This window comes from Microbacterium sp. W4I4 (assembly GCF_030816235.1).
Classification (GTDB): Bacteria; Actinomycetota; Actinomycetes; order Actinomycetales; family Microbacteriaceae; genus Microbacterium.
In genome coordinates this window covers 1394156-1417590 of the sequence record NZ_JAUSXT010000001.1, presented here as the reverse complement: position 1 = coordinate 1417590, position 23435 = coordinate 1394156, and the positions used below count along the sequence as shown (strand labels likewise).

The 23435-nt window shown below is 69.1% G+C and carries 17 protein-coding genes; 13 read left to right on the top strand and 4 right to left on the bottom strand.

What is annotated here, in order from left to right:
* Entirely contained in the window at window positions 1-1335 is a 1335-nt protein-coding gene (locus QF046_RS06760) for a branched-chain amino acid ABC transporter permease (RefSeq protein WP_307367516.1), read from the bottom strand.
* A gap of 289 nt (window positions 1336-1624) precedes the next feature.
* Here QF046_RS06760 and guaB point away from each other — a divergent pair, with 289 nt between their 5' ends.
* Complete coding sequence (gene guaB / locus QF046_RS06755; RefSeq protein WP_307367514.1) at window positions 1625-3127, top strand: IMP dehydrogenase; 1503 nt, start codon at window positions 1625-1627, stop codon at window positions 3125-3127.
* 140 nt (window positions 3128-3267) lie between these two features.
* Here guaB and QF046_RS06750 read toward each other — a convergent pair whose 3' ends face one another.
* Both QF046_RS06750 and QF046_RS06745 read right to left on the bottom strand, forming a co-directional pair.
* Complete coding sequence (locus QF046_RS06750; RefSeq protein WP_307367512.1) at window positions 3268-3615, bottom strand: hypothetical protein; 348 nt, start codon at window positions 3613-3615, stop codon at window positions 3268-3270.
* Between the two features lie 75 nt (window positions 3616-3690).
* Window positions 3691-5676: a S16 family serine protease gene (locus QF046_RS06745; RefSeq protein WP_307367510.1), complete on the bottom strand. Its 1986-nt coding sequence runs from the start codon at window positions 5674-5676 to the stop codon at window positions 3691-3693.
* A gap of 231 nt (window positions 5677-5907) precedes the next feature.
* On the opposite strand from QF046_RS06745, the gene QF046_RS06740 reads away from it, so the two are divergent.
* The 9 genes from QF046_RS06740 (at window position 5908) to QF046_RS06700 (ending at window position 15231) form a co-directional block, all read left to right on the top strand.
* Window positions 5908-7884 (top strand): sensor histidine kinase, encoded by a 1977-nt coding sequence (locus QF046_RS06740; RefSeq protein WP_307367508.1) that lies wholly within the window; start codon window positions 5908-5910, stop codon window positions 7882-7884.
* Window positions 7874-8569, top strand: coding sequence for a response regulator transcription factor (locus QF046_RS06735; protein ID WP_307367505.1), 696 nt, complete (start codon window positions 7874-7876; stop codon window positions 8567-8569). The genes QF046_RS06740 and QF046_RS06735 overlap by 11 nt, the downstream gene beginning before the upstream one ends.
* A 220-nt stretch (window positions 8570-8789) precedes the next feature.
* Window positions 8790-10646 (top strand): hypothetical protein, encoded by a 1857-nt coding sequence (locus QF046_RS06730; protein WP_307367503.1) that lies wholly within the window; start codon window positions 8790-8792, stop codon window positions 10644-10646.
* Between the two features lie 123 nt (window positions 10647-10769).
* Window positions 10770-11045 (top strand): DUF2277 domain-containing protein, encoded by a 276-nt coding sequence (locus QF046_RS06725; protein WP_307367501.1) that lies wholly within the window; start codon window positions 10770-10772, stop codon window positions 11043-11045.
* A 96-nt stretch (window positions 11046-11141) separates the two neighbouring features.
* Window positions 11142-11693, top strand: a complete 552-nt coding sequence (locus tag QF046_RS06720; protein WP_307367499.1) for an OsmC family protein — start codon at window positions 11142-11144, stop codon at window positions 11691-11693.
* A gap of 78 nt (window positions 11694-11771) precedes the next feature.
* Window positions 11772-13127: an MFS transporter gene (locus QF046_RS06715; protein WP_307367498.1), complete on the top strand. Its 1356-nt coding sequence runs from the start codon at window positions 11772-11774 to the stop codon at window positions 13125-13127.
* Window positions 13124-14593 (top strand): aminotransferase class V-fold PLP-dependent enzyme, encoded by a 1470-nt coding sequence (locus tag QF046_RS06710; protein ID WP_307367496.1) that lies wholly within the window; start codon window positions 13124-13126, stop codon window positions 14591-14593. Before QF046_RS06715 ends, QF046_RS06710 begins: the two co-directional genes overlap by 4 nt.
* A gap of 33 nt (window positions 14594-14626) precedes the next feature.
* Entirely contained in the window at window positions 14627-14872 is a 246-nt protein-coding gene (locus tag QF046_RS06705) for an AbrB/MazE/SpoVT family DNA-binding domain-containing protein (protein WP_307367494.1), read from the top strand.
* Window positions 14869-15231: a type II toxin-antitoxin system VapC family toxin gene (locus QF046_RS06700; protein WP_307367492.1), complete on the top strand. Its 363-nt coding sequence runs from the start codon at window positions 14869-14871 to the stop codon at window positions 15229-15231. The genes QF046_RS06705 and QF046_RS06700 overlap by 4 nt, the downstream gene beginning before the upstream one ends.
* Here QF046_RS06700 and QF046_RS06695 read toward each other — a convergent pair.
* The gene (locus QF046_RS06695) at window positions 15215-16297 is read right to left on the bottom strand and encodes an FAD-dependent oxidoreductase (RefSeq protein WP_307367490.1); all 1083 of its coding nucleotides are present in this window, start codon (window positions 16295-16297) and stop codon (window positions 15215-15217) included. The genes QF046_RS06700 and QF046_RS06695 overlap by 17 nt on opposite strands.
* Before the next feature lie 249 nt (window positions 16298-16546).
* Between QF046_RS06695 and QF046_RS06690 the strand changes: the two genes are divergently transcribed.
* From QF046_RS06690 to QF046_RS06680, 3 genes are all read left to right on the top strand, one after another.
* Window positions 16547-17665 carry a GuaB3 family IMP dehydrogenase-related protein gene (locus QF046_RS06690; protein ID WP_307372757.1) on the top strand — a complete coding sequence of 373 codons (1119 nt, stop codon included), beginning with the start codon at window positions 16547-16549 and terminating at the stop codon, window positions 17663-17665.
* Entirely contained in the window at window positions 17662-18468 is an 807-nt protein-coding gene (locus tag QF046_RS06685; protein ID WP_307367488.1) for an SURF1 family protein, read from the top strand. The genes QF046_RS06690 and QF046_RS06685 overlap by 4 nt, the downstream gene beginning before the upstream one ends.
* A gap of 176 nt (window positions 18469-18644) precedes the next feature.
* Window positions 18645-23324 carry an ExeM/NucH family extracellular endonuclease gene (locus tag QF046_RS06680; protein ID WP_307372755.1) on the top strand — a complete coding sequence of 1560 codons (4680 nt, stop codon included), beginning with the start codon at window positions 18645-18647 and terminating at the stop codon, window positions 23322-23324.
* Window positions 23325-23435 lie beyond the last annotated feature (111 nt).

Genomic DNA, 23435 nt, shown 5'->3' with positions numbered 1-23435 from the left:
TCAGCCCAACCTTTCCCGACGACCGAACAGGCCCTGAGGCCTGACCAGCAGGATCACTATCAACGCGAGCAGCGCGCTGGCGTACTTGAGGTCCGAGGGGATCCACAGCGTCGAGACCTCGACGGCGAGCCCCACGATGATCGACCCGATCAGCGCTCCGAGGGTCGAACCGAGACCGCCGAGCGTGATGGCGCAGAACATCAGCAGCAGCATCTGCATGCCCATGTCCCACCGCACACCGGGGCGGAAGTACGTCCACAACACGCCGGAGATGGCGGCCAGTACGCCGGCGATGATCCAGACGATTCGCACGACCCGGTCGACGTCGATACCGGATGCCGCGGCGAGCTGCGGGTTGTCGGAGATCGCGCGGGTGGCCTTGCCGACGCGGGTGCGGGTGAGGAACCAGCCCATCCCGGCGATGATCACGATGCTCACGCCCATGCCGATGAGGTCGATGTACGACAGCGAGATCGGCCCGAACTGGATCGGGTCGGGGCTGGCGCCGGGAAGCTGGTAGGTGCCGCCGCCGATCATGTACTGCAGCGCATAGCGCAGGGCGAGCGAGAGTCCGATGCTGACGATCAGCAGCTGCACGATGCCCAGGCCTCGTCGGCGCAGCGGACGCCAGATGCCGGCATCCAGGGCCCAGCCGAGGATCGCTCCGCCGACGACGGCGGCGATCAGGCCGAGCCACAGCGGCAGCTGCCAGAAGGACGTCACCAGCAGGGCCGCGACACCGCCCCACGTGACCATCTCGCCATGTGCGAAGTTCGACAGGCGGGTCGTGCCGTAGATCAGGGCTGCACCCATCGAGGCCAGTGCCAGAAGCAGACCGAAGTTGATGCCGCCCACTGTGCGCGAGATCAGCTGATCGGCGAAAGAGACCGTGATGCGCTCTCCCTCGCCGAGGAAGAGGTTGATGATCTTGGTGCCGGTCAGGCCGAACTCGGCTTCGAACGATCCACTGGTGCCTTCGACCGCCGCCACACCGGCAGGCAGCTGTGCAGCGTCGACGATGACGCCCTTCGGCAGCGTGTCCTCGTCGATGGCGAGGGTGTACTTCTCCTTCTCCGGGACGTACAGACGCCACTTGCCTTCGGCATCCGTCTTCGTCTTCGCATCGAAGCCGTGACCATCGACCGAGACGGTGACGCCGTCGATCGGCTTCCCCTCGAAGGTGATGTTCCCGCCGAAGTAGAACTGGGTGATCTCCTGGCCGTCATCGGTCGTATCGGCCTGTGCTGCACCGGCGGGTATGCCGAGCACGAGGAACGCAGCCAAAAGCGTTGCCAGCAACGCGATCAGCCCGTTTTTGGGGCGCCGAAGCGTCATCGTTCTGAGTCCCACGCATCCTCCACATCGAGTGCCGTCGAACGGACTTCGGGTCGCCGTTCGATCATGGACGTCGCACTGAGCGTATCCCGCCGAAGGCCGGATTCGCATCAGCCGTGTCCGGATCGGAACGCGACCGGCTCTTCGGGCATCCGTCACTCTCGGAATATCCGCAGGCGCACGGCGTTTAGAATCGGTACACGGCGGACGCCGCTCCCGTCCAAGGCTGCAGACGTCCTCGCGCATTCACGTCACTCGATCGCGCCCCCGGCGCAGAGGAGCCAGTTCCATGTCGCAGCACGACCCGTTCGGTTTCGTCGGACTCACCTACGATGACGTGCTGCTTCTGCCGGGTCATACCGACGTCATCCCCAGCGAGGCGGACACCTCCTCGCGGATCACCCGCCGCATCTCGGTCGCGACGCCGCTGCTCTCCAGCGCGATGGACACCGTGACCGAAGCCCGCATGGCCATCGCCATGGCGCGCGAGGGCGGCATCGGCATCCTGCACCGCAACCTCTCCATCGCCGACCAGGCCGCCGACGTCGATCGCGTCAAGCGCAGCGAGTCGGGCATGATCACGGACCCGATCACCACCACCACCGACGCCACCGTCGAAGAGGTCGACAACCTGTGCGCCCGGTATCGCATCTCCGGACTGCCCGTCGTGGACGATGAGGGCCATCTGGTGGGCATCATCACCAACCGTGACATGCGCTTCGTGTCGGGCTTCGAGCGTCAGACCACGCTGGTCAAGGACGTCATGACCAGCGAGAACCTCGTCACCGCGAAGGTGGGTGTGGCCGCGGGCGAGGTCATCGCGCTGTTCGCGAAGCACCGCGTCGAGAAGCTGCCGCTGATCGATGAGGACGGCAAGCTCGCGGGCCTCATCACCATCAAGGACTTCGACAAGAGCGAGAAGTACCCGCTCGCCACCAAGGACGAGCAGGGCCGCCTGCGCGTGGGCGCCGCGATCGGCTTCTTCGGCGATGCATGGGAGCGCGCCGAGGCGCTGCGCGACGCGGGCGTGGACATCCTCGTCGTCGACACGGCCAACGGCCAGTCGCAGGGAGTGATCGACCTGGTCAAGCGGCTCAAGGCCGACCCGACGTTCGAGCACATCGACATCATCGGCGGCAACGTCGCGACCCGCGAGGGCGCGCAGGCGCTGGTGGATGCCGGCGTGGACGCCGTCAAGGTGGGCGTCGGGCCGGGCTCGATCTGCACCACGCGCATCGTCGCGGGTGTGGGTGTGCCGCAGGTGACCGCCGTGTACGAGGCGTCGCTGGCGGCGGCTCCGGCCGGTGTCCCCGTGATCGCCGACGGCGGCCTGCAGTACTCGGGCGACATCGCCAAGGCGCTGGTCGCCGGAGCGGATGCCGTGATGCTCGGCTCGCTGCTGGCCGGCACCGACGAGTCGCCGGGCGAGATCGTCTTCCAGTCCGGCAAGCAGTTCAAGCTCTACCGCGGCATGGGCTCGCTGGGCGCGATGCAGACCCGCGGCAAGCAGACCTCGTACTCGAAGGACCGCTACTTCCAGGCTGACGTGCCCAGCGACGACAAGCTGATCCCCGAGGGCATCGAGGGCCAGGTCCCGTACCGCGGCCCGGTGTCGGCGGTGGCCTACCAGCTGGTCGGCGGCCTGCGCCAGTCGATGTTCTACGTCGGCGCGCGCACCATCGAGGAGCTCAAGTCGCGCGGCAAGTTCGTGCGAATCACCTCTGCAGGGCTGAAGGAGTCGCACCCGCACGACGTGCAGATCGTCGTCGAGGCGCCCAACTACAAGAAGTAGGCCCGCTCTTCTCGGGCGCCGACACCCCGACTTCTCGCCGAGACCCCGTGCTGCAGACGTTCGAAGCACGGGGTCTCGGCGGCAGTACGGGGTGTCGGCGCGCGGGAGGGTGGCGGCGCGACCAGCAGGCGGGCCCGTGATCAGCCGCAGGTGTAGGTGACGCCGCCCTGCTCCCAGACGCCGGGGCCGAGCTGCGAGCAGATACCCGCGACCTGGCTCAACATGCTGACGGCGACGATGATCATGATCGTGATGGCGATCACGAACAGCGCGCCGATGATGATCCCGGCAAGGGCGACGCCCGTCTTTCCGCCGTTCTTGCGCAGCTTCACGAACGCCACGATGCTGAGGATCAGACCGATCGGTGCGGCGAGGAAGGCGAGGACGAGCCCGGCGATGCCGAGACCGGTTCCGGGCGCCGAGGGGGCCGGTGCGGCCTGGTGCGGTGCCTGCGGGGGAGCCGTGGGCGCGGATTCGGGATGGGACATGATCTGCTCCTTGAGTCGGTGGTGGATGCCTTGTATCGGTGGTGGATGCTTTGTATCGGTGGTGGATGCGGAGAGTCACTGCGGGGCGGGGAAGCCGCCGAGGTAAGCGAGGATCTTCGCCATCGCGTACGAGCCGGTGAATCCCTCGATCGCGATGAACTTGTCGCTGACGTCGCCTTCGCGATCGAGCGTGCTCGATTCGAAGGCGCCGACGATCAGGGTCGGTGAGTAGTCCTTCTCGTCCAGTGCTCCGATCGCGTGGGACAGCTGGGTGCGGGAGAAGTCGATCGTGTGCATGAGCACGGCTTCGGACTTCGCTCCGGTGATCTCGAACGTCGCACCGTCGACCTTTCCGTTGCTGTAGTACTTGTCGACGAGGCTCGCGTTGCGGGCGTAGTTGATCCAGCCGTGCCCGATCATCGCGTAGGGGGAGTTGGGGTTGTCCTCGCCGAGATAGGCGGTGACGGCATGGATGTAGTCCTTGCCGCTGTACGCGAGTGCCACGCCGAAGTCGCGTTCGCCCAGCCGGTTGCGCGCGATGTCCATCGAGATGCCCGATCCCTCGGCGAGGGACTTCAGGATCAGCGAGTCGAACACTTCGAGGTTGGCTTCGGATGCTGTGCGCAGGAACGTTCCGAGAGCGGCGACGTCCACGGACCCGTCGATGGGCGGACCGTCCAACCCCCGACCGATCTCGAAGGTGGCCTCGGCCGCCTCGATCTGCGCGGAGGCGATCTGAAGGTACAGCAGCGGGACGATGGATGCCATCATCACCTCTTCGATCGTCGCGTAGGCACCGCGATCGAGGTCGCTCAGCAGCTGGGAGATGCTGTTCTCGGCGTACCCGTGAAGGGTGAGGGCATCGAACCCGTTGCCGTAGCTGGTGGCGAGCGCCTCGGCATCCGCCAGCGTCTTGACCTTGAACGAGTTGAGGCTGTCGAGATAGTTGGTGATCTTCGACATCGTCGTGTCGGTCGATGACAGGGCGCGCTCCAGCACCGAGACATCGCCCAGGAAGGCGCCGTTGATGGCCTCGTAGGTTCCGGTGATCGCCGCCATCAGCAGGTTCGCGCTGACCGCCTTGATGAAGGCACCGCCCGGCATGCCCTGAGACAGCAGACGTTCCGCCTCGAGTCTGTCGCTGTGCGCGTCCTCGTAGGCGCCCTGGCCGATCTCCTGCACAGCGCCGGCGAGACCGAGGAAGCGCGAATCCTCCTCGGCGAATGCGGTGAGCTGCTTGCGCGTGGCCACCTCGAACCGCTGGTAGCCCTCGTCGCTGATCTTGGGGGTGCTGGCCTTGGTCCCGGGGGTCAGCGCGACGCCGGTGAACTCCTCATAGGCCTGCGTGACGTCTCCCACTTCGACGACCTCGATACCGGCTTCCTTCCCGAGACGGATCACGTCCACCTGGTTGCCGGACATGTCGTGGGAGATGCGCGAGCCCAGCGGGATCAGCGCCTTGGTGAAGCGTCCGTCGTCGGCGATGGCCTGTACTTTCTCGGGGATGCCTCCGACCGGCCCGATCGTGCCGGAGCCGGTGATCGTGCCGGTCATGGCCACGGCCTTGTCGAGCTTGTCGCCGCGGATCAGACTGAGCAGCGCGACGGTGCTCACCCCTCCCGCACTCGGGCCGTCGACCTTGCCGTGCATCTCCATCCGATAGTCGGTGTCGAGCCCGGCGCCGGTGAGCAGCGTCGCGACGATCACGGCGTTCCAGGCTGCGGCGCGGAAGCTGTCGCCGATGCCGCTCACCTCGGACTCGGCGACCTCGACGGTCATGCCGTCCTTGGTACCCTGCGCGATGCTCACGGTGGCCGAGCCGACACTGCCGGTCTTGCTGCCGCTGTTCACGAGCATCACCGGGATCTCGACAGAAGTCGGACCCTTCTTCTTCTCCGCCTTCGTCTGCGTCTGGGAGGTGGCGCCCGGCGTCGGGGTGGGCAGTGCGAAGCATCCGCTCAGCGCCGTCGTCGCAGCCAGGGCGAGTGCGACGGCCGCGAGGCGTCGTCGGGTTCGCAGACTGTGCCGGTGTCGTCTCGTGCCCTGGATCTGCATGCTCATGAGTGCGCTCCTTCGCCGTCGATGGGCGGGCGATCGCGGACGGCGCTGATGAGCGCACGCTCCGTGGCGGATGCCCGCATTCCCCCGGGCACCATCCGACCGCAGCCGGCGTGCGGCGCCTACCACCCGACGGTGGCGACGAGTCACCCAAAGTCGACACCTCGGTCAACCTTCGATGAGCGATACGGAGACCTCGAGTCCGATAGGTGCGCGACCCCTAGCATGAGGGTCATGAGCAGCGTCGCGGATTTCCTGCGTCGCCCGTTGGCGGCGGCGCTGCTCTGCGGGGCCTGGACGGCGTTCTACATGGCACCGCACGCCGGCGGCCGCCCTTGGTTCGTCTGGCTGGTCATCCCGATCGTGGTCTGCGGCGTGGCGCTGCTGGAATGGCGTCCGCAGGTCGCGGCCCTCATCGTCCTCGCCGGTTGCGGTCTCGGCACGTTGGCGGGGATGCCCTACGGCGAGATCGAGATGCTGCTTCCCGCGGTGAGCGTGCTGGCTTCGCTGGGGCTCAACCTCGACAGCGTGGTGCCCGGCCTGCTGCTCACGCCGGCATTCGCCCTCGTCCTGGCCGGTCGTGCCGAGGCGCCGGCGTACGCCGCGCTGCTCTCGCTTCTCGCCCACGCACCGGCCTGGCTGCTCGGCGTCGTGGTGCGGCGACGTGCACGCCAGGCTGTCGAGGCCGCGCGGGAATCGGCGAGCCTGTCGGCCGTCGATCTGGAATCCACGATGAACCGCTCGGCGAGGGCCGGGCGCTTCCAGGCGACGACCGCGGCGCTCGATGTGCTGCGCGGCGCCGTCGGGCGCATGCACGCGCTGGCTGAGGAGATGGCGCGCGGTGGGGTGCCGTACCGGGCGACGGATGCCGAGGCGATCCGCCGCGAGGGCGACCGCGCCATCGGCAGGCTGCACGACACACTCACTCTGCTGGACGGTGGTGCGGGCGCCGCAGCCGGGCGAAGCGGGCGCGCGGAGCAGGAACCGGATCAGGGTGATGCGGCGGAGCGGAGCGGCTTGCCGTGGCGCTTCGCGCGGTGGATGACAGACAGGCCGTCCTGGGCGACGACCGGGGTGAACCGGTGGTTCGGGATTCTGCTCCTGACAGCGGCGATCCTGACCGCGACGCTGACCGGACCGCATCCGCGCCTGATCGCGGCTGGGGTGGCCGTGTCGCTGTGCACCTTCGTGGTGCATCGTGTTCCGTATGTCGCATCCCTCGCAGCGGGCGGCGCTTTCGCCCTCGCGGCGAGCGAGGCGACGTTCGCTGCGGACGCGCTGCTGCCGCTGGGCGTCGGACTCGGTGCGCTGGTCTGGCAGCTGACCCGGATGCCGACGGCGCGCGGACTGGTCCCCCTGGTGATCGTCTCGGCGGCCGCCTTGCTGCTGGGCGTGCAGTTCGGACGACAGGGGGCGGGGTTCGTGGTCGTGCTCGTCCTCGTGACGCACGTCGCGGCGACATCCTGGAAGGAGCGCGATGACATCCTTCAGCGGGAGCAGTCCAGAACCGTGCGCCTGATGGCGGGCATCGCCGCGGCGACCGCGCGGGCGGAGAAAGCGGAACGGATGCTGCTCGCCCGTGAACTGCACGACGGAGTCAGTCATGGGATCACCGCCATGAGTCTGCAGGTCGGTGCGGCGCACGCGCTCGGCACGGTCGACCCGCCGCGTGCCCGTCGCAGCATGACCGCGGCGCTGGAGGTGGGTGCCCGGACCCTGGTGGAGATCGAATCGCTGGCACGCGGTCGCGCGACCGATGATGAGCTGGGCGTGAGCCTGGATCTGCTCGTCGACGGAGCGCGCGCGAGCGGGCTGCAGATCCGGCATCGAGCGGAGGGCGAGGGCGATCGGCTCAGCTATCGCATCGTGCAGGAGGCCCTCACCAACATCACCCGGTACGCGCCGGGAGCGCGCGTCACGATCGAGACGGGCGAGAGCGGCACGCGCCGGTTCGTGCGGGTGGTGGACAGCGGGCCGGCCTCGTCGATCGACGGGCCCGCCTCAGGCGCGAATCGCGTCCTGCGGAGCCTCGGCCAGGGGCGAGGCCTGGCAGGACTCGCGGAGCGCGTCGCCGAGCGCGGCGGCAGGTTCCGGGCAGGGCCTCGTGACCAGGGGTTCGAGATCCATGCCGAGTGGTGCAGACCGCGCAGTGCCGGCGACGCCGATCAGGGCGCGCGGGCTCAGGAGATGGGAGCCGACAGTGACCGCTGAACAGCAGGAGCGCTCGCAGCCGAGCATTCGCATCGTCGTCGCGGACGATCATGACCTGGTGCGCGCAGGGCTCGTGGCGATATTGGGTGTCGAAGCCGACATGGAAGTGGTGGCGGAGGCATCCGACGGCGCTCAGGCGGCGATCGCCGCAGGTGAGCAGCGGGCCGACGTCGTGCTGATGGACATGTCGATGCCGGGCACCGACGGCCTCGAAGGACTGACGAGGATCCGTGCCGATCACCCGCATTGCGTCGTGATCATGCTCACCACCTTCAACATGGTCGAGAGCATCGAGCAGGCGCTGCGCGCCGGGGCGGCCGGCTACCTGCTGAAGACCGCCTCGCCCGAGGAGATGCTCAGGGCGATCAGGGCTGCGCACCGCGGCGAGCGGGTGTTCTCGCGCGCCGTGCAGGACCGGCTCGTGGAGAGCTTCCTCGGCCAGACCCGGCCGCTTCCGGAGCCGCCGGCTGAGCTCCGGCTGCTCACGGAGCGCGAGCTGGACGTGTTCATCGAACTCGCCCGTGGTCGCTCGAACTCCGAGATCGCCGGGGTGCTGTTCCTCAGCGAGGCGACGGTGAAGACGTACGTGACCCGGCTGCTCGCCAAGCTGGGGCTGCGCGACCGGGTGCAGGCGGTGATATTCGCCCTGCAGCACGGGCTCGTCCCCGAGGAGGACGCCGGCTGATCGTCAACTTTGGTCGCATGGTGTGTCATCCCAGGGCGGATGCCGCGACGCAGGCGGATCGGAAGAGTGTGTGCAGCGCCATCGGCGCGCTCGCCGCAGTGCTGCCCCCGCAGCCGCGGCGCTTCTCGCATTCGTTCAAGGGGGATCACACATGGTTCGAGCACGCAGACACACGGCGAGACGTCGGTCAGGCGGGCCGCTCCGCTCGCCAGGGGCCCGGTTGTCGATCGCCGCGCTCGCGGCGGGGCTGGCGCTGCTGGGGCCCGGGCTGGCGGCCCAGGCGGACTCGGGTGATGAGGCCGTCGCGAGCGTCGCGACCGAACCGACCGACGTCGTCGTCGCCGAGGTGACGGCGGATCCGCCTCTCGAGGTGGAGGCGGCTGTCGTGGTGGATGAGTCGGTCGTGGTGGACGAGCCGGTCGTGGTGGACGAGCCCGTCGACGCGGATGAGCCGGTCGTGGTGGACGAGCCCGTCGACGCGGATCCGGGAGCGAAGGAGGGCATGCCGGAGGGGGACGGGTCCAGTCCTGCGACTCCCGCCGTCGTTCCTGAGGCGCCCGCGCCGCAGACCGCGCAGAACAATGCCGACGCGGTGGCTCCGTCCGCATCTGCATCCGCATCCGCATCACTCGTCGCGCCCGCAGTCGTGGTCGTCGATCCCGACGTGCTGCCGAACCTCTTCGCGGTGACCGTCAACCTGGTCGACGCGAACGGGGACACGATCTCCCCGTATCCCGAGGACTTCACCTGGACGATCACGGCGACCGGTCCCGTGACCTACGTGTCCGACCCGGATATCAAGGCGCTCATGGCTTTCGATCCCGTCGCCGGCCCCTTCGCGATGAAGGTCGAGATGGGCGCCGTCGCAGCGGCGCAGACGACCTTCCGGGAGGTGTTCTGCTCGTACCAGGAGCTCATCAGCGACATCACCACGTTCGAGCCCGATCTGCAGTATCAGCGCGACGGCCAGTGGTACGTGGATGTCCGCCCTGCATTCACGACCGCCTGCTCGTTCACGTACGAGGTGACGGGACCGCTTCCCGACCCGTACTTCGAGCTCGCGATGCTCTTGCCGGTGCCGGGCTACGACGCCGAGGGCGACCGCGTCCACGTCGGGGAGGCCTCGGACTTCGCCGTGGCGCTCGTCGGCCCCGACGGCTCTGTCGCCGGCACTGTCGCATCCGGTGCGAAGGTGCAGGTGCCGGCCGGCGACTACGTGCCGCGGCTGGTGGCATCCGCCTCCGCACAGCCCGGATTCGATCTCTCGGCCTGGAAGGGCGGGGACTGGAACTGCGGTGCGGGTCAGTCGGGACCGTACGGCAAGACCGTGCGCCTGGAGCCGGGAGCGACCCTGCGCTGCAGCCTGGTCGTGTCGGATGCCGATGTCGACCTCACCGTCGGGATCGATCACTCCGCCGAGGTCGAGCTGGGCTGGTCCGGCGTTCACGGCGAGGTGGGCACCGAGTTCGACATCACGGTCGCGGTGGACAGCCATTCCGTGGGGGCGGGGCTGGCGGCTGCACCCGTCGAGGATCTGCGACTGGTGATCACCTGGGCCGACAACATCGAGCTCCGTGATCCGAACGCCGCGCCCGCTGGTTGGACGCTGGTCTCCGCGGACGCGACCTCGTCGGTGTATGCACCGGACGCGGGCTTCGATGTGGGGACGAGCGCGACGCTGACATTCCCGGCGCGCCTCACCGCCGCAGAGTCGAACCGGGCGGTGGAAGCATGCGTCACGACGGCGCGCGTCGAATCGAGTGTGCGGAACAACTGCGCAGCTCTCGAGGCGATCGCCGATGGTGAACCGCAGCCGGGCACCGATCCGGAACCCGAGCCGGGCACCGACCCTGAGCCGACTCCTGAGCCGACTCCGAAGCCGGACGAATCGCCGTCGCCTCTGCCTGAGGTCTCGCCGGCACCTGCTGCTGCTCCGCGCCCCGTGGAGGCTTCGGCGGAGGAGCTCGCGCGCACCGGCTCCGACAGCGTCCCGGCGCTGATCGCCGGGACGGCTGGGACGCTCCTGCTGGGGATGGGAGGCGCGCTGGTCGCGCTGCGTCGACGCTCGCGCGTCTGACGTGTGTGTCCCGCGCAGGGCTGGGATACCTGCGCGGGACGAGGAGCGGATGCTGCCCGGCATCCGCTCCTTCCCCATGTCCGAGGGGTTACGCATGTCGGAGGCGCGGCGTAGCGTGCTGGCATGTGCCGAAACATCCACACCCTCCATAACTTCGAGCCGGCCGCGACCTCCGACGAGGTGCACGCGGCGGCATTGCAGTATGTGCGCAAGATCGCGGGCACGACCAAGCCGTCCAAGGCCAACCAAGAGGTCTTCGACCAGGCGGTCGCCGAGATCGCGCATGTCACGCAGCATCTGCTGAACGATCTGGTGGCGGTGCGCCCGCCCAAGAACCGTGAGGAGGAGGCGGCTAAGGCACGTGCCCGCGCCGTGGCATCCGGGCGGTATGCCGCCTGACTGTTTCGCCCCGTACTGTTTCGCCCCGTGACGGGGTGTTGCATCGCGTGACGCGGTGGCGTGCGCAACATCCGCCTGCCCGGTTACGGTCGCCGCATGACTCTTCTCAACGACACTCTCGATGCCATCGCCGACATCACCGCCGAGGAGCGCGCGCAGCGCCTCACCGATGCGGGCACGACCTGGAACGAGCGCATCGCGCGCGACGTGAACAACGCCCAGTTGACCTACAAGGTGAGCGGCCGCGGCGTCGGCTCGGTCGGCACCGAGATCCGCGCCGGCAAGCACACCTTCCTCGTGGACGAGCCCGCAGCCCTGGCGGGCGACGATGCGGCCGCGAGTCCCGTCGAGTACGCGCTCGGCGCGCTGATCTCCTGCCAGGTGGTGGTCTTCCGGCTCTACGCGCAGGCGCTGGGGCTGACGATCGATGACATCGAGGTGAGTGCCGAGGGCGACCTCGACGTGCGCAAGCTCTTCGGCATCGACGAGTCGGGCCGCGCGGGCTTCAGCGACGTGCGCGTGAGGATCGACATCACCGGGCCGAACACCGCCGAGGAGTACGAGAAGCTGCGCGTGGTCGTCGAGGAGCACTGCCCCGTGCTCGATCTGTTCGCGAACACCGTGCCGGTGACGGGCTCGCTCGTCTGACGGCACCCCTCTTCGCAAGGCGCCCCGCGTTCTCGTGGGCACCGGGGCATGTCGCCGCTCACCACTAGAGTGAGCGACATGGGTTCAGGGTCGAATTCGCTCACGCGCGGGCAGATCTCCCGGTACGCGATCGGGTCGCTCGGCACGGGCGGGTTCTCCACGCTGCCCGGCCTCGTCCTCGTCTACTACCTCACCGACTCGCTCGGTGTGACGGCGCTCGCCGCGGGCGCCATCGTGACCGCCGCGAAGGTGTGGGACGTGCTGATCGACCCGGTGATCGGCGGGATCAGCGACCGCGCGCTGGCGCACTCCGGCACCCGCCGCCGGATGATGCGCCTCGGCGCCATCGGCCTGCCGATCGCCTTCGTGCTCACCTTCGCCGTGCCGGCCGGATTCTCGCCGCTGCCCGCGGGGCTGTGGGTGCTGGTGGCGTTCATGCTCGCCGCGACCTGCTTCAGTCTGTTCCAGGTGCCCTACATCGCGCTGCCGGCAGAACTCACCGACCACTACCGAGAGCGCACCCGCCTGCTCAGCTGGCGGGTCGTCGTGCTGACCATCGCGATCCTGCTCTTCGGCGCCGGCGGGCCCGAGCTGCGCGCACTGTTCCCCGACGACCAGCTGCTCGGCTACCTGGTGATGGCGATCGTCGCCGCCGTCGTGCTCGGCGTGGCGATGCTGATCTCGGCATCCGTCGCCCCGACCCGCCCGCTGCTGCCCGTGCGCCCCGGCGCGACCATCGGCGAGCACTACCGCGACGGCATCACCGTGCTGCGCGAGAGCCAGCCGTTTCGCGCACTGCTGGGCACGTTCATGCTGCAGGGCCTGGCGACGGGCATGATGCTCGCCGCCGCCCAGTACGTCGCCCGCTGGGTGCTGAACGACGAGACCGCCGTCACGCAGCTGTTCGTCGCGCTCATCGCCCCGGCCGTGCTGATGGCTCCGGTGTGGAAGCTCATCGCCGATCGCATCGGCAAGGAGCGCGCCTTCCGGCTGGCGAGCGCGGTCTTCCTGCTGGCGACGCTCGTGCTCTCGGTGATGGTGTGGATGCCGGGATGGTGGATTCTCGCGCCGGTCGCACTCGCCGGCGCCGCCTACGCGGGCATGCAGACGCTGCCGATGGCGATGCTTCCCGACGTCATCGCCCACGACCGCACCGCCGCCGGGGGAGAGAACCGCTCCGGCATCTTCGGTGGGGTGTGGACTGCGGGTGAGACGACCGGCATGGCGCTCGGCGGCACGGTCCTCGCTGTCGTGCTGGCCGTCACCGGCTACCTCGAGACGACGGTCGGCGAAGAGGTCGTGCAGCCGGCATCCGCGGTGACCGGCATCGCCGTGTCGTTCAGCATCCTCCCCACCGCGCTCATGCTGCTGAGCATGATCGTGCTCGCCCGCTACCGGTTGCGTGAGCGCGACATCGTGGGCACGTCGGCATGACCGATAGTCGCGCGAGCGAGATCCTCGACCGGCTGAGGGCGCTGCGCGAAGGCGACGCGCCGACCCACGGCGGCCGAGTGCTGTCGTACGTCTACGACTCCGGCCGGGACGAGCTCGACGAACTCGCGGATGCTGCGGCGCGTCTCGCGCGGCCCCTGAACGGACTCGACCCCACCGTGTTCCCCTCGATCGCGGCGATGGAGCGCGACCTGATCGGATTCACCAGGCGGATGCTGCACGGCGGCCGCTCCGTGGTCGGAACCATCACCAGTGGAGGGACCGAGAGCTGTCTGCTCGCCGTGAAGACCGCGCGCGACCTGTGGCGCCAGGCGCATCCCGAAGGCGGGCGGCCACGCCTGCTGACGGCCACCAGCGTGCATGCCGCCTTTCAGAAGGCCGCGCACCTGTTCGACCTGGACTGGGATGCGGTGCCGTGCGACGTGGACGGGTCGGTGCGGGCCGAGGACCTCATCGCGCGGATGGACGACGACGTCGCGCTCGTCGTGGTGTCGGCGCCGGCGTATCCCAGCGGTGCGCTCGAGCCGATCGCCGCTGTCGCCGCAGCTGCCGAGGCGCGCGGGATCTCGTGCCACGTCGACTCCTGCTTCGGCGGCTTCGTGCTGCCCTGGTGGCCGGGGCTGCCGACCTGGGACTTCCGGGTGCGCGGCGTGACCAGCATCTCGGCCGACCTGCACAAGTTCGGCTACGCGCCCAAGGGCGTCTCGGTGCTGCTGCACGGCGGACCGCATGCTCGCCGCCGACAGCGCGCGCAGTTCTTCGCCACCACGCGCTGGGCGGGCTACCCGGTGGTGAACCCCACGCTGCTGGGCTCGCGATCGGCGTCGCCGCTGGCCGCGGCCTGGGCGATCACGCAGCACTTGGGCGAGCAGGGGTACGCCGAGCTGGTCGGATCGATCCGACGGGTGGCGCTCTCCCTGAGGGAGACGGTGGACGGCATCCCGGGGCTGTCGGTGATGGGCGACCCGGTCGGACCCGCGATCGCCCTCGTCGCGGATGCCGCAGCCGTCCCGGCCGAGCAGGTCGACCCGCACCGGCTCGCCGACGCGCTGACTGCGTACGGCTGGAAGATCCAGCACCAGCCCGGGGTTCTGCAGAGCGACGGCGTGCGCATTCCGCACAGCGCCCACCTCACGCTGACGCCGGTGCTCGAGCAGGGCCTCGCCGAGTTCACGCAGGCGCTTCGCGCAGCATCCGATTCCGTCCGCGGCAAGCCGCAGGCCGACGCACGGATGCTGCTGGCGGGCATGCGAGCACTGGGCTACGGCGAGAACGGACGGGTGCCGGGGCCGAAGGCCGCTTGGCGTCTGCTGCGGCTGGCCGGGGCGGGGAAGGTCTCGGCCGATCAGCCGATGGCGCAGCTGATGGCGCTGATCGAGAAGCTGCCGCATCCGGTCTCCGAGGCGCTGCTGAGCGAACTGCTCGCGCGGATGTCCGATCCGCGCTGACCATCACAGAGCCCACGGTGGTACAGTGAATTTATGAGTGGGACATATGGAAGCGTGATGGGAGACCGGGGTCGGCTGGTCGTACCTGCGACTCTGCGCGCTCAGCAGCATTGGGAATCCGGGACGCCCCTGCTCTTCATCGAGACGGCGAATGGGGTCGTCCTGGCCACCCGCGAGCAGGCCAAGCGGATCGTGCGCGCTCAGCTCGCCGGAGCGGATCTCGTCGCCGATCTGCTCGACGAACGACGCGCGGCGTCGGAGGCGGAAGACGCGGCATGACGGTGCTCGACGCATCGGCAGTGCTCGCCTACATGCAGGGCGAGCCAGGAGCCGACCAGGTCGAGTCCTACCTGGACGGCGCAGTGATCGGTGCCGCGAACTGGTCGGAGATCGCCCAGAAGATCCGCTCGGGAGGAGCCGATTGGGGTGTGGCCCGCGCTCTGCTGCTGAGCTACGACCTGCGCGTGGAGCCGGTGACCGCAGCGGATGCCGAGAACGCCGCCTCGTCGTGGAGGCGAGGCTCCGGCCTGTCGTTGGGCGACAGACTGTGCCTCGCGCTCGCCGCGCGACTCGGTCGGCCGGCACTCACTGCTGACAGAGCCTGGGGTGAGTCGGACCGCATCATCCAGCTGCGGTAGTGCGAGGGATGCCCGCGAAGGGCGTCGACGCGGCCGGTTCGGCCACGAGGTCGGCCAGCACGGCTCCGACACCCGGAGCGAACTTGAAGCCGTGCCCGGAGAACCCCGCGCCGATCACCAGTCGGCCGCGCCGCTCCAGGATGAACGTGCTGTCGTCGGTGGAGGTGTACGTGCAGCTCAGATGCACGGCCGAAGCCGGGTCGAGCCCGGGCATCCACTCGCGCACATAGTCCGCCAGCGCGTCGGCGTGCGTGGTGCGGTGCGGCCGGTCGTCTGGATCGACCTCGTCGCCGACCCGGTGGAAACCGACCTTCACGCCCTCGCCCGGTGTGGGCATGCCGTACACCGTCGCGGGATGGCTCGCGGGGTCGACGTGGTGGTTGAACGAGGGCCACGGGGCCTCTGACAGAGGCGCGAAATGGGCGGGTGTCTCCTCGGTGACGCGCAGTCGCGGCAAGCCCGTTCCGAGAAGCTTCGACGTCCACGCGCCGGCCGTGATCACCACCGTCTCGGCATGCACAACGCCATCGGGCAGCGTCACCGCGACGCCCGCGGCGTCTTCGCGGATGCTCAGCGCAGGTGCGTTCCAGCGCACTTCGCCGCCGGCGGCCACGATGCGGCGCTCGAATTCGACAAGAGCAGCGGATGCCCGGATGACACCGGCATCGGCCGACCACAGCACATCCGTGTCGAAGCGCATGCCCGGCCAGCGACGCCCCGCCTCCCGCGCATCCAGGATCTCGGACGGGATGCCTCGTTCGCCGAGCCGGGCGTGCACCGACGCGATGTCGACCTGACCGTGCGTGACGAGGCCGTGCAGCCGAAGCAGCGGCTCGCCGCCGGGCTCGCCCAGCGCATCCCAGCCGTCACGGGCGCGCACGAGCAGATCGAGGTAGTGCGCCTCGTCGTAGGCGTTGTTGAAATTGCGGGTCGCACCGTGCGATGCGCCTTGCGCGTGCCCGCGCGCGAACTGCTCGAGCACCACAGGGCGGTGCCCGCGGCGGCTCAGCTCCCAAGCCGTCGCCAGCCCCATCACCCCGCCGCCGATAACAATGATGTCTGTCATGAGTAGTCTCCTGTCCGTGAGAATACCGGTGGCGATTCGAACAGCATCCGCAGCCCGTTGACCCGACACAGGAGATTCGTCGAGAACAGGGCGTTCTCCCGAGAATCGTCCTGTTGCGATGTCTGTGGAATCGTCCTGTGTCGGACGAATCTCCTGTGCTGGGTGAACGTGCGAGGCAGAAGCGAGCGGATGCTGCGCTGCAACCGCATGGGGCACATCGACGGTGACGGGTAGGCTGGACGGGTGAGCATGGACATCGAGATCGGCCGAGGCAAGCGCGCGCGTCGCGCGTACACGTTCGACGACATCGCGGTGGTTCCATCGCGGCGAACCCGCAACCCCGAGGACGTCTCGACCTCGTGGACGATCGACGCCTACTCGTTCGACATCCCCGTCCTCGGCGCGCCGATGGACTCGGTGGTCAGCCCGCAGACGGCGATCATGCTCGGTCAGCTCGGCGGCCTCGGCGTGCTCGACCTCGAGGGCCTGTGGACCCGCTACGAGAACCCGCAGCCGCTGCTCGACGAGATCGCCGCGCTGCCGGCCGACCGCGCGACCGTGCGGATGCAGGAGCTGTACTCCGAGCCGATCAAACCCGAGCTGATCAAGCAGCGCCTCGCCGAGATCCGCGAGGCGGGCGTCACCGTCGCCGGCTCCCTCACCCCGCAGCGCACGCAGGAGTTCTACGGCACGGTCGTCGAGGCCGGTGTCGACCTGTTCGTCATCCGCGGCACCACGGTCTCGGCCGAGCACGTCTCCAGCGTCGCCGAGCCCCTCAATCTCAAGAAGTTCATCTACGACCTCGACGTGCCGGTCATCGTCGGCGGCGCATCGACCTACACCGCGGCCCTGCACCTCATGCGCACGGGCGCTGCGGGCGTGCTGGTCGGCTTCGGCGGGGGAGCGGCATCCACGACCCGCGCCACGCTCGGCATCCACGCGCCGATGGCGACGGCGGTCTCCGACGTCGCGGCCGCGCGCCGCGACTACCTCGACGAGTCCGGCGGACGCTACGTGCACGTGATCGCCGACGGCGGTGTGGGCACCTCCGGCGACATGGTCAAGGCGCTCGCCATGGGCGCGGATGCCGTGATGCTCGGCGTAGCGCTGGCCCGCGCCACGGATGCTCCCGGACAGGGCTTCCACTGGGGCGCCGAGGCGCACCACCCGCAGCTGCCGCGCGGACGCCGCGTGGCCGTGGACGGCGTGGCGAACCTCGAGGAGATCCTGTACGGACCGGCGCCCGTCGCGGACGGCACCGCCAACCTCATCGGCGCGCTGCGCAAGTCGATGGCGACCACCGGCTACTCCGACCTGAAGGAGTTCCAGCGGGTCGAGGTCGTGCTCGCGCCATACGAGCTGGGATGACCGGCGGCGAGCCGCTCGCACCGCAGGTGTTCCCGCCGACCCTGCGCGAGGTCATGCTGCGCCGGCGCTGGATCGGCGTGCTCGCGCTCTGCCTGGTCATCGCCGGCGTGTTCGCCTGGCTGGGCCAGTGGCAGCTGGCGCGCGCGATCGACACGGATCCGCCGCCGCCCGGGATGACCGAGAAAGTGCGTCCGCTCGCCGATGTGATCGAGCCGGGAACGTATCTGGACGAGTCGCTCGGCGGTCAGCGGGTGCAGACGCACGGCACCTGGGTGCCGGAGGACTTCATCGTCGTGTCGCAGCGCGCCAACGACGGCGCCGAGGGCTACTGGGTCACCGGACAGCTGCGCGTCGCCGAGCGCACCTCGATCGCGGTCGCGCTGGGGTGGGCGGACACCCGGGAGCAGGCGGATGCCGCCGTCAAGGCTCTGGAAGCCGCGGGACCTGTGGAGCAGGACGTCACCGGGCGCCTCATCGACGACGAGGGCGCCGTCGTGCCGTCCGGCGCCGACCCGTGGGAACTGGATCGGATGTCGCCCGCCGCGCTGCTGAGCCGCTGGCACGACGTCGATCAGCTCGACGTGTACCGGCCGTACCTGGCATCCGTCACCGCCCCCGCAGGGCTCGTCGACATCAGCTCGCCGGCGCCGCGGGAGTCGTCGCCGATCAACTGGCTGAACATCTTCTACGCGGCGGAGTGGGCCGTCTTCGCGGGCTTCGCCTTCTACCTCTGGTACCGGCTCGCCAAGGACGCCTGGGAGCGCGAGGTCGAGGAGTTCGAGAGCGACGGCTCCGACACGTAGACGACCTCCGACTGGACGTTCGGAACGCCCGGGTGGCCATCCGGTTAGCGCTCGGTGAATGCACTTGCCCGACGTCGGAGGGTCACCCTATGGTCGATTCCATGTGCGATGCGCGCACGTCCGCGGACGGATTCACGAGATCCGTTCCTGCCTTACCCGAGGAGACAGCAGTGAAGATGTCCACCCCCGGCGACGCGAAGCAGTACGTTCCCGTCGCAGCACGTTCCAGAAGTCGGGGGCGCGTGTGCGCTCTCGCCATGACATCGGTGTTCGCGCTGGGCTTCGGCTCGCTCGTCGCCGCGCCCGCGTTCGCGAGCGTCGACGGCACCGCCGTCGTGATCAACGAGGCCTACCTGTCCGGCGGCAGCGCCGGCGCCGCGTTCAAGAACAAGTTCGTCGAACTGCACAACCCGACGGGCGCCTCACTCGCCCTCGACGGGCTGTCGCTGCAGTACCGCTCCGCGACCGGAACCGGCGGGGCCTCGGGCACCATCGCGCTGACCGGCTCGATCCCGGCGGGCGGATACTTCCTCGTGCAGGGCGGCCAGAACGGCACCACGCCGGCGGGCGCCGCGCTCCCGACCGCGGACGCCGTCTCCGGCGGTCTGAACTTCTCGGGATCCTCTGGGACGATCGCGCTCGTGAAGACCGGCACGGCGATCCCCGTCGGCGACACGGCCGGCACCACCGACATCGTCGACGTGCTCGGCTACGGCACCTCCAACACCTTCGAGGGATCCGCCGCGACCGCGCCCTCAGGCAACACCGACGTCAAGTCGCTGAACCGCACCGGCGGCGCGGACACCGACGTCAACAGTGCAGACTTCACGCTCTCGGCATCCATCACCCCGACCAACTCCAAGGGCGAGACCGAGGCCACCGACCCCGGCACCGATCCGGGCACGGACCCGCAGCCGGGCACCAAGGCCTCGATCGCCGAGGTGCAGGGCACGGGCGGTGCCTCGCCGATGGTCGGCCAGACCGTCACCGTCGAGGGCGTCATCACCGCCGACTACCGCACCGGCGGCTACAACGGCATCGTCATCCAGACGGCGGGCTCCGGCGGCGCGAACGACGCCACGCCCGGAGCATCCGATGGCATCTTCGTCTTCCTGAACGGCAAGACCGTCCCCGGCAGCATCGGCGATCTGGTCTCCGTAAACGGCGCTGTGAGCGAGTACTTCGGGCAGACGCAGATCACCCCCGGCTCCGCAGCCGACGTCACCGTCGTCACCCCAGCCGCCGGCGTGCCCTCGGCCACGCCGCTGCCGACCACGGTCGTCGGCGCCGATCGCGAGCAGTACGAAAACATGCTCGTCGCGCCCACCGGCGACTACCTGGTGGCCTCCAGCCACCAGCTCTACAACTTCGGCACCCTCTGGCTGAACCCGGGTGAGCTGAACGTGAAGAGCACCGAGCTCAAGCGCCCCGGCGCCGACGCGGATGCCATCGCCGCCGCCAACCGCGCCGACCGCATCCTGCTCGACGACGGCTACAACGCCCAGATCGGCAAGTCCGGCCACACCGGCGACCAGCCGTACTTCACGAAGGACGTCGTCGTGCGCAATGGCGACGCCGTCGACTTCGGCGACAAGGGCTTCGTGCTGCAGTACGGCTTCGACGACTGGCGCCTGCAGCCGGTCACGCCGCTGGACAGCACATCCCCGGCGGCCGAGAAGGTCTCGTTCACGACGAACAACCCGCGCCCCGAGGTCCCCTCGGTCGGCGGCGACGTGCAGATCGCGTCGTTCAACGTGTACAACTACTTCACGACGCTGAGCTCGGAGAACTCCGACGCACGCGGCGCGAAGGATGCCGCGCAGTTCGCGATCCAGAAGTCCAAGATCGTCGCGGCGATCAACGGCACCGGTGCGGAGATCGTCTCGCTGATGGAGATCGAGAACTCGGTCAAGCTCGGCGAGCCTGTCGACACGGCGCTCGGCGACCTCGTCGACGGACTCAACGCGGCGGCCGGATCCGACGTGTGGGCGTTCGTCCCGACGCCGGCCGCGCTGAACGACGCGTCCACCACCGACTTCATCACCAGCGCGATCATCTACAAGAAGGCGGCGGTGACGCCCCAGGGCGCCAGCCAGACCATCACGGACGAGACCGTCTGGGGCAACGCCCGCGAGCCGATCGCCCAGGCGTTCGACATCGACGGCCGCACCGTGACCGTCGTCGCGAACCACTTCAAGTCGAAGTCGGGCTCCGGAACACAGCCGGCCGATGGTCAGGGCTTCTTCAACGCCGACCGCGTCAAGCAGGCGCAGTCGCTGCTGGCCTTCACCGACAAGCTGAAGACCGACAGCGGCAGCGGAGACATGCTGCTGATCGGCGACTTCAACGCCTACGGCCACGAGGACCCGATCGACGTGTTCACGTCGCAGGGCTGGCTCGACACGGTCCCGTCCAAGGCGACGGGGCAGTACACCTACACGTTCGACGGCGAACTCGGCTCGCTCGACCACGTGATCGCGTCGCCCTCGCTGGCGGCATCGGTCACCGGTGCCGGCGTGTGGACGATCAACTCGCCCGAGTGGAGCGACCGCGGCTACGCGTTCGGCGCCACCGAGTCGGGCACCCCGTTCCGCTCCAGCGACCACGACCCGATCGTCGTCGGCGTCTCGGCGACGGAGCCGCCGGTCAGCATCGACATCGCCACGATCAACGACTTCCACGGTCGCATCGAGGCCGACGGTGCCGCCGTCGGCGCAGCCGTGCTCGCCGGTGCCGTGCAGTCGGTGCGCGACGCGAACCCGAACACGATCTTCGCCGCCGCCGGCGACCTGATCGGCGCATCGACGTTCACGTCGTTCATCAACGATGACAACCCCACGATCGACGCGCTCAACGCCGCCGGACTGGATGTCAGCGCTGCAGGCAACCACGAGTTCGACAAGGGCTGGGCCGACCTGCGCGACCGCGTGCAGGACCGTGCGGACTGGGAGTACATCTCCTCGAACGTCTTCGTCACCGAGACCGGTCAGCCCGCGCTGGCTCCGGCGTGGGTGAAGGACGTCGACGGCGTGCGCGTCGGATTCGTCGGAGCGGTCACCGAGGACCTCGGCAGCCTGGTCTCACCCGATGGCATCAAGGATCTCGAGGTGCGCAGCATCGTCGACTCGGTGAACGCCGTCGCCGACGACCTGCGTGACGGCGACGCGTCCAACGGCGAAGCGGATGTGGTCATCCTGCTCGTTCACGAGGGCGCCACGACCGTGGCCGTCGACAGCATCACGCCCGACTCCCCGCTGGGTGAGATCGTGTACGGCGTGGACGGCGACGTCGATGCGATCGTCTCGGCGCACACCCACCTCGCGTACAACCACGTCATCGACGGCCGCCCGGTCGTCTCGGCGGGGCAGTACGGCGAGAACATGGGCGTGATGAACCTGCAGGTCGACCCCAAGACGAAGGACCTGATCTCGGTCACCAACGAGATCAAGCCCCTCGCTCATGCGGAGAAGGATGCCGCGGGCAAGACGTTCTGGGTGCCGAACTACCCGGCCGTGCCGGCAGTGCAGGCGATCGTCGACGACGCCAAGAAGAGCGCCGATGTGCTCGGCGCCGTCAAGGTCGGCGACATCACGGCCGACTTCAACCGGGCTCTGCAGAGCGACGGCAAGACGGAGAACCGCGGTGGCGAGTCGACCGTCGGCAACTTCGTGGCCGATGTGCAGCAGTGGTCCACCGGCGCGGAGATCGCACTGATGAACCCGGGCGGCATCCGCACCAGCCTCACCTATGCCTCGAAGGGCGAGGGGGATCCAGACGGCAACGTGACCTACCGCGAGGCGGCGACGGTGCAGCCGTTCGCCAACACGCTGGTCACGCTGAACCTCACCGGCGCGCAGCTGAAGAGCGTGCTCGAGGAGCAGTGGCAGCCGGCCGACGCCTCCCGTCCGTTCCTGAAGCTCGGCGTCTCGAAGGGCCTGGTGTACACCTACGACCCGGCCGCGGCGCAGGGCGAGCACATCACCTCGATGACGCTGAACGGCGTCGCCATCGATCCGGCGAAGTCCTACCTGGTCGGGGCGAACTCGTTCCTGGCCGCCGGTGGAGACAACTTCTTCACCTTCGCGGACGGCACCGACAAGAAGGACACCGGAAAGGTCGACCTGCAGTCCATGGTCGACTGGTTCACCGCGAACGGCACCGCGACCCCCGACCTCGCCCAGCGCGCGGTCGGCGTGGTGCTCAGCCCGGCCGATGCCGACGGCTACAGCGCCGGCGACCAGGTGACCGTCGCCCTCTCCTCGCTGGCGTTCAGCGCCGGTGAGGCGGCACCGGGCGAGGTGACGCTCTCGCTGGGTGGCACGGCGCTGGCTTCGGGTGCGGTCGACCCTGCTGTCGTCGACACAACCGACGAGGCCGGACGCGCGAGCCTGACGTTCACCGTGCCCGAGGGCGTGACGGGCGAGCAGCAGCTCACCGTCGCGGTCGCCGGAACCGGCACGACCGTGCAGGTGCCGTTCACCATCGCCGGCGACGACCAGGAGCCGGGCGAGTTCGCCGGCACCATCGAGCTGGATTCGTCGAAGGTGGCCGCGGGCAAGGCTCTCACCGTCAGCGGTGAGGGCTACCAGCCCGGTGAGACCGTGACGGTGCAGCTGCAGCCGAAGAAGGGTGAGGCGCTGGAGCTCGGAACCGTGACCGTCGGCGACGACGGCGCGTTCACGACCACGGTGACGGTGCCCAAGGCCACGCAGCCCGGCAAGTACACTCTGTCGGTCTCGCAGGCCGACGGGGATGCTGCCACGGCCACCGTGCACGTCAACCGCAAGGGCGGCGTCGCGGGTCTGATCGACGGGATCGTCGGCTGGCTCATCGGCGCCATCGGACAGTGGTTCTGATCCGCTGACAGCAGGAACAGGCGAGGCCGTCGGGAGTGATCTCGGCGGCCTCGCCCGTCGTATCGGGGAACGGATGCCGTGCAGCATCCGCCCCGCTCCACTCGTCGGCCG

Coding starts and splice junctions, on each gene's coding strand:
- QF046_RS06760 (WP_307367516.1), bottom strand. CDS start 1,335: ATGACGCTTCGGCGCCCCAAAAACGGGCTGATCGCGTTGCTGGCAACG.
- guaB (WP_307367514.1), top strand. CDS start 1,625: ATGTCGCAGCACGACCCGTTCGGTTTCGTCGGACTCACCTACGATGAC.
- QF046_RS06750 (WP_307367512.1), bottom strand. CDS start 3,615: ATGTCCCATCCCGAATCCGCGCCCACGGCTCCCCCGCAGGCACCGCAC.
- QF046_RS06745 (WP_307367510.1), bottom strand. CDS start 5,676: ATGAGCATGCAGATCCAGGGCACGAGACGACACCGGCACAGTCTGCGA.
- QF046_RS06740 (WP_307367508.1), top strand. CDS start 5,908: ATGAGCAGCGTCGCGGATTTCCTGCGTCGCCCGTTGGCGGCGGCGCTG.
- QF046_RS06725 (WP_307367501.1), top strand. CDS start 10,770: ATGTGCCGAAACATCCACACCCTCCATAACTTCGAGCCGGCCGCGACC.
- QF046_RS06720 (WP_307367499.1), top strand. CDS start 11,142: ATGACTCTTCTCAACGACACTCTCGATGCCATCGCCGACATCACCGCC.
- QF046_RS06715 (WP_307367498.1), top strand. CDS start 11,772: ATGGGTTCAGGGTCGAATTCGCTCACGCGCGGGCAGATCTCCCGGTAC.
- QF046_RS06710 (WP_307367496.1), top strand. CDS start 13,124: ATGACCGATAGTCGCGCGAGCGAGATCCTCGACCGGCTGAGGGCGCTG.
- QF046_RS06705 (WP_307367494.1), top strand. CDS start 14,627: ATGAGTGGGACATATGGAAGCGTGATGGGAGACCGGGGTCGGCTGGTC.
- QF046_RS06700 (WP_307367492.1), top strand. CDS start 14,869: ATGACGGTGCTCGACGCATCGGCAGTGCTCGCCTACATGCAGGGCGAG.
- QF046_RS06695 (WP_307367490.1), bottom strand. CDS start 16,297: ATGACAGACATCATTGTTATCGGCGGCGGGGTGATGGGGCTGGCGACG.
- QF046_RS06690 (WP_307372757.1), top strand. CDS start 16,547: ATGGACATCGAGATCGGCCGAGGCAAGCGCGCGCGTCGCGCGTACACG.
- QF046_RS06685 (WP_307367488.1), top strand. CDS start 17,662: ATGACCGGCGGCGAGCCGCTCGCACCGCAGGTGTTCCCGCCGACCCTG.
- QF046_RS06680 (WP_307372755.1), top strand. CDS start 18,645: ATGTCCACCCCCGGCGACGCGAAGCAGTACGTTCCCGTCGCAGCACGT.